General features: G+C 65.4%; 7 protein-coding genes and 1 pseudogene. All 8 read right to left on the reverse strand.

Going from position 1 to position 5,900, the window contains the following annotated elements:
- A partial coding sequence (locus WBF82_RS01465; protein WP_424381332.1) for an FAD-dependent oxidoreductase occupies window positions 1-840 on the reverse strand: 840 nt, incomplete at its 3' end.
- A gap of 91 nt (window positions 841-931) precedes the next feature.
- Window positions 932-1,264 carry a three-helix bundle dimerization domain-containing protein gene (locus tag WBF82_RS01470; protein ID WP_424381333.1) on the reverse strand — a complete coding sequence of 111 codons (333 nt, stop codon included), beginning with the start codon at window positions 1,262-1,264 and terminating at the stop codon, window positions 932-934.
- Window positions 1,265-1,364: 100 nt separating this feature from the next.
- On the reverse strand, window positions 1,365-1,817 hold the full coding sequence (locus WBF82_RS01475) for a hypothetical protein (RefSeq protein ID WP_424381334.1): 453 nt from the start codon (window positions 1,815-1,817) through the stop codon (window positions 1,365-1,367).
- The gene (locus WBF82_RS01480) at window positions 1,814-3,067 is read right to left on the reverse strand and encodes a DUF58 domain-containing protein (RefSeq protein ID WP_424381335.1); all 1,254 of its coding nucleotides are present in this window, start codon (window positions 3,065-3,067) and stop codon (window positions 1,814-1,816) included. The genes WBF82_RS01475 and WBF82_RS01480 overlap by 4 nt, the downstream gene beginning before the upstream one ends.
- A gap of 13 nt (window positions 3,068-3,080) precedes the next feature.
- Window positions 3,081-4,049: an AAA family ATPase gene (locus WBF82_RS01485; protein ID WP_424381336.1), complete on the reverse strand. Its 969-nt coding sequence runs from the start codon at window positions 4,047-4,049 to the stop codon at window positions 3,081-3,083.
- 19 nt (window positions 4,050-4,068) lie between these two features.
- Window positions 4,069-4,551, reverse strand: a complete 483-nt coding sequence (locus WBF82_RS01490) for a hypothetical protein (protein WP_424381337.1) — start codon at window positions 4,549-4,551, stop codon at window positions 4,069-4,071.
- Complete coding sequence (locus WBF82_RS01495; RefSeq protein WP_424381338.1) at window positions 4,548-5,486, reverse strand: DUF4129 domain-containing protein; 939 nt, start codon at window positions 5,484-5,486, stop codon at window positions 4,548-4,550. Before WBF82_RS01495 ends, WBF82_RS01490 begins: the two co-directional genes overlap by 4 nt.
- Before the next feature lie 115 nt (window positions 5,487-5,601).
- Window positions 5,602-5,900, reverse strand: a pseudogene (locus tag WBF82_RS01500) (polyketide cyclase); the annotation flags it as partial.

Raw genomic sequence — 5,900 nt, forward strand, 5'->3', positions numbered from 1 at the left:
CGCAGGCGGTGCGAATTGGGTGGCCAGCCGAATCATGCCGGCCACGTCATCGGGTGGTTCGTTGTGCGCCAAGCGGGCGATGGTGAATATCCACGTGTCGTGCTCGTAGACCGAAAACGCGCCACCTGTCGGTCGTTTCGGTTCCGGGACGACAAAGGTCATTTTTTCGCGCAGGACGCCCTCCGGGATGCGCATCAACAGGCTGGCGTAGTTCGCGCTGGCTGTCGAGCGCTCGGCGGCAGGTCGGCCGTAGCCCAGGGCGTCGAGCAAGGCGGGGGTACGGGCGCTTCGCCCCATCGCGTCCACGACGAGATCGGCGTCCAGCATCTGCTTGGCGCCGCCTTCGCGGTCGGCGATGTGCGCGCCCGTGACGTGCTGCGGATCCGGCGTGATCGGTTCGACGAAGTCGTGTCCATCGACGATTTCGACGTTGTCGATCGCGCTAACTCGCCGCCTGATTTGGGATTCCAACAATGGACGACTAAGCAGGTGAATGACGACCGATGCCGGGTCACTGAATTTGCCGGATCTGTTCAGCTCGTGACCGGACACCCGGATGGACACTCGAGAGAGGTCGCCGTCGTCACACACTGTCGCCCCAGCCGCGACGAGTTCGCCATGTATACCAGGAAATAACTGTTCCAGCTCGTGCGCGCCGCGGCTCCACAAGGCGTGAAAGTGCCGTCCCTGCGGAACTCCCCGACGGTGATCCGCAGCGTCCGGCAACTTGTCTCGTTCGACCACTGTCACTGTCTGGTAGAAGTCAGCAAGCACTCGGGCCGCGAGCAATCCACCCATTCCCGCGCCACAGACCACGGCCCGCTGACCAAGCTTGCTCACCGATATTCCCCTCGCCAACAAGGGCCTACCGTACAGAAATAGTTTGAAAATTAGGGCCGAGTCGGCAAGACCATGGCCGGTCTCAACAGATTCAACTGACCGAAGCAACACCGCTGTCTTGTTGCCCATCCGCGGCGAGATCGCCGAAAGCAACCGCGGACAGGTCCGGTCGCAGCACGCTCAATTCCTCGAGTTCCTCGTCGGCGCAGCGCTCCACCAGCAAAGGAATGAAACCGCGCACCGGGCTGCTTTGCAACCGCGCATAAGCGTCCCGCACGACAGCGGTGATGTGGTCCTGGGGAAGAGCCGAATATTTCTTCGCCAGCCGACGTTCAACGTCGCCAATTAACACCCGCTCGTCTGGAGGCATCCCGATATTCTTGCCGCCGGCCTCATCGCGGTCAAGATGGGTTTTGTTAACCACGTGTTGTGTAAATCACTTGGAAAAAAACACTTTAGCTCTCGAGGGCACCGAGGTAGAGTCCCCGCTAGGCCCGCGCGTCGGACCACAATTTTTTTGTGCCTCAGCTCCGCAAAAACGGCCGGGTGGCTAACAGGTACACCGCGAATACAGCCAGCGGAGCCAGCAACGGCAACCATGCCACCTGCAGCGGAAACGCCGTCGCGACTAGCCCGGCGAACGCGAATCCCAGCGCTCCGACCAAGGTCGCCCCGCTAACACCGTCCAGCCCGGTGGCGCCACCGGCCGCGTGCCGCAGCACTAAGTACAAGGCCGCGGACAACCCCGACACCGCGGCCAGCGTGGCCGCCGGATCCGACAGCGCGATCACCCCCACAGTGAGTAGCACCGCCAGTGTGGCGACCGGGCGAACCAGGATGGCGGCCGCCACCGCGACCACCGCCGCCGTCGCCGCGATCAAGGCCGGCCCGTGCGACCCGGCCCCCACGGCCCCCACCATCACCAGACCACATGCAGTCGACAAAGCGTGCGCCAGCAGTCCGCTGAGCCTCATCATCGACGTCCCGTTACCGGCCGACGACGATCGGGTACCAGACGCATCGACTGGTCCAGGGTGCGGTCCGCTTGCCAGGCGACCACGTCCACGCCGACGGTGCCCATGTCGCGATACATCGCGGACCGTTGCAACGTCCACATCCGGTCCACCAGCGGGTCCTGCTGCGCGGCGAACGGCGAGCCCTGCAGAACATCGACTGCCACCACTACGTGTCCGCGCCTGCGCAGGTCGATCAGTGACAGCGCGAACTCGGTGTCGAGCAACGTGGAGAACGCGACCACGATCGCACCCGGCGGAATAGCAGCGCGCGGCGCCAAAGTCCCAGTGGTGGTTTCGAATTCGTCGCCGGCCGCAAGCACCGTGTCGAGCACCCGATAGAACTGACGCTGCCCGATGTCCGCGCCAATCCAGCGGGGCCGGCCACCGCCGAGCGCGACGATGCCGGCCCGATCACCGTTGCGCAGCGCGGTCTGCACCACCTGCGCGGCACCTCGCACCGTCCGCTCGGTGGAGGCCGTAGCCGGGCCGGCCGGCTGCGGGTAGCCGTCGATGAGCACCACCACATCGGCGGACCGGTCGGTCAGCCGTTGCGTCACATGCAGTCGTCCGCGGCGGGCGCTCACCGGCCAGTTGATGGTGCGCAACTGGTCACCGGGGACATAGGTGCGAATGTCGGCGTACTCGACGCCGCGGCCGATGTGCCGGGTCAGGTGCGTGCCTAACCGATCGAGCAGCTCGGTCGGTGGCAGCGCCGTCGGTTGCGGCGGCGTCATCGGAAACACCGTCACATCGGCCGCGTCGACGGTGCCCGTCCCGGTCAGCAGCCCGCCATGCGCGACGACCTCCACCGTGGCCCGGATGGGATAGCGGCCCCAGCGATCGGCTGTGGTGGCCACTGTCTGCCGCTGACGAGATGTCCGATTTAGAACCTCTAGCTGCATCCCCTCGACTGCCGTCACCGTGAGTTCGACTGCAGCACCAAAGGTTTCAGTGCTCGCCCAGACGCTTAGCTGCACCTGCTCGGTTTCAAAGCACCGCTGCGAGCCGGGCTCCGCATGCACGTCGACCTTCGGCAGTGGCCGCTGCCAGCTGATCGAACACAACACGCCGAGCAGCGGCGCCGCGAACGCAATCAGCTGCCATCGCGATCCGATCAGCGCCACCGCCAGCGCCAGTGCGGCGCACGTCGCGATTGCCCGCGTCAATGCCGATGCACGCCAGTGCAATTGGGGTTCGCGGATCTCGATCACGTCATCATGTCGCTTACCGCGGACCGCCGCCCGTACGGGGAACCGGCAGCCGCCGCAGCAGTTCCTCGACGATGTCGGAGCCTTGAATCTTTCGTACCCACATCTCCGGCCGCAACGTGATCCGATGCGCCACAGCGGGGGTGGCCAGCGCCTTGATGTCCTCGGGTATTACGTAGTCGCGGCCAAGCAACAGCGCACGGGCGCGGGCGAGTTGGACCAGGTCGATTTCCGCGCGTGGGCTGGCACCCACCGCTACCTGCGGGTGGTGACGCGTCGCGGCGGCCAGCGAGACGACGTAGTGCAAAACGTCCTCGTGAACACTGACCTGTTCGACCGATTCGCGCATCGCCAGCAGATCGTGAGCGTCGACAACCTGGCCGACGGTCGGCTCGGCTGAGCCGCGGTCGAGGCGGCGGCGCAGCATCGAGGCTTCATCGTGCTCAGACAGGTAGCGCAGTTCGAGCCGAACCGCGAACCGATCCAACTGTGCCTCGGGCAACGGGTAGGTGCCTTCGTATTCGATCGGGTTGTCGGTAGCCAAAACAATGAACGGCTTGGGTAGCTGATGGGTTACCCCGTCGATGCTCACCTGGCGCTCGGCCATCGCCTCCAGCAACGCCGCCTGGGTTTTGGGCGGCGTGCGGTTGATTTCGTCGGCAAGCAGCAGGTTGGTGAAGATCGGCCCCGCACGAAACTCGAATCGCCCCGACTGCATGTCGTAGATTGTCGAGCCGAGCAGATCCGCGGGCAGCAGGTCGGGAGTGAACTGCACGCGGGTGAAATCCAGCCCGAGCGCCGCGGCAAAAGACCGGGCGATCAGCGTCTTGCCCAGGCCGGGCAGATCTTCGATGAGTACGTGCCCGCGGGCGAGCACCGTGGTGAGGATGAGGGTGAGCGCGGCGCGCTTGCCCACCACGACGCGCTCGATCTCGTCGAGCACGGCCACTGCGCGGGCCGTCGTCGTCGCCGCCGGCATGGTCATGTTTCAGTCGTACCCTTGGTCATACCTGTTCCAATCGTTCGAGGATTTCCGCAAGCGTCGCTCGGCCCGGCCCGGGTTCACGCGCACCGGTTTGCGCGACATTGTTGGGATTCACCCACGCCCACAGTTGCGGGCCGAAAAGCATTCGGCCCGTGGCGTCGAACGCCGCCGGGTCTTTGGCCTGACTTTGGCCGGTGGTGATTGCGAACCGTCGGGCCAGCATCGGACGCAGGTGGCGGTCCCAATCGGCTCGGGTGGATTCCGAACGGTGGATCAGCGTTTCAGTTCGGGATAGCCAGCCGCGCAGCGATTCCTCGAGGGCGTTCGGGGGTGCCAGCGGCGACGGTTCGACGCCGTGGCCGAGGACCTGGCGCACATTGACCAATGCGAACAGCGCCGCGACACCGGCTGTCCAGAGCACGAACCGCCGATCGTGCAGCAACAGCGTCGCCAGCTCCGCAGTCAAGATGATGGTAATGCCCAGGGCGACAACCCTTTTCATACCGGGCTCCGCAATTCAGCCAGAACCAGCTGCAGTACCCGTAATGCACTTTCCCGATGCGCCTCGTTCATCACGTGTGGACTGAACCGGGCCTCTTCGAACAAGTTCACCAGCTCGCTGGCGTTATCGATGTGCAGCGCGTGGTTTTCGACGGCGCGGGCCAGCACCTCGGTGGGCGTATCGAAATCCTGCGGAGCGGCGCCGGGAACATGCGCGAGTTCGCGTTCCATCGCCGCATAGCAAGCGATGATCGCCTCCCGCGGTTCGCGACTGCGGTCCCCGATTTCGGCCAATCCGACTTCGGCCGCCCGCACCAGCGACTCGGAGGTTCCGGCGGGTGGCGTGACCGGTCGTATTTGTTCGGCCGCGACGGGTGCCGCCCCGACGCGTCTCCGGCGCGCGGCGACGACTGCGCCCGCGACGGCCAGCACCAGCACTGCCACCGAGGTCGCGATCAGGTAGCGCAGCGTGCCACGATCTGCGCCCGCGTCCGGGGGCTTGGACTGCGGAGGGGCGTTTGTACCGGGCGGCGGGGTACTTGATGCGGGTGCGGTCGCGGTCTGATCGGCGACGTGCAGCACGATGAACTGCGAAAGCAGCCACACCGTCAGCAGCCATGCGACGAGTAACGCCGTCCCGATCACCAGCACTTGCCAAGCCGGTCGGCCGCCGCGGCCGCTGGAAAACCGGTGCGGCAGCTCGCCGGCGCTGGACGCCGCCTTTCGCGGGTCGCGCAGCCGGACGATGACCGCCACGGCCAAAATCACTACGGACACGGTGAGCATAGCGATCACATAGACCAGCGACGAGCCACTGTCTGGTGGACTTCTCTGCGCGGCACGGTCGACGCCTGGAAGATAGCCGCGCAACGACGCGGCAATGACGATCAACAGCACGATCACGGCGACTACGCGGCTTGTCGCCTTGTCAAACATCGGCACACCACTCGACCGGTTGCCTGCCGCTGGTGCGGCATCGGAGTCTGTTCATCCTGGCACGTCGTCCACCTACGTTGCCAGCGATCGGTGCAGTTGCGCCGATTCGCGGCCGCTAGCCGTTGCGCTCGGCGATCTCGGCCAACCGGTCCAGCGATGCCCGAAGCCGCTCCGGTGTCGTTTGGCGGGCACGTGGTAGCCGATTCTTGTCGGTCAATTCCGACCAGTCGTAGGTGTGGGTGACCCGTGTGGATGCGTCGGTGAGCGGTTCGAGCTCCCAGCGCCAGAGATGCCCCGGCGGTCGCCGACCCGATTCCGATGGCAACCAGGCGATGCGCCGGCCTTCTTCGAACTCCACGATGTGATTCTCGCGGATGCTGCCCATTGTCAGGGTCATGATGAAGACGTCCCCGA

This window comes from Mycobacterium sp. (assembly GCF_049673265.1).
GTDB lineage: Bacteria > Actinomycetota > Actinomycetes > Mycobacteriales > Mycobacteriaceae > Mycobacterium.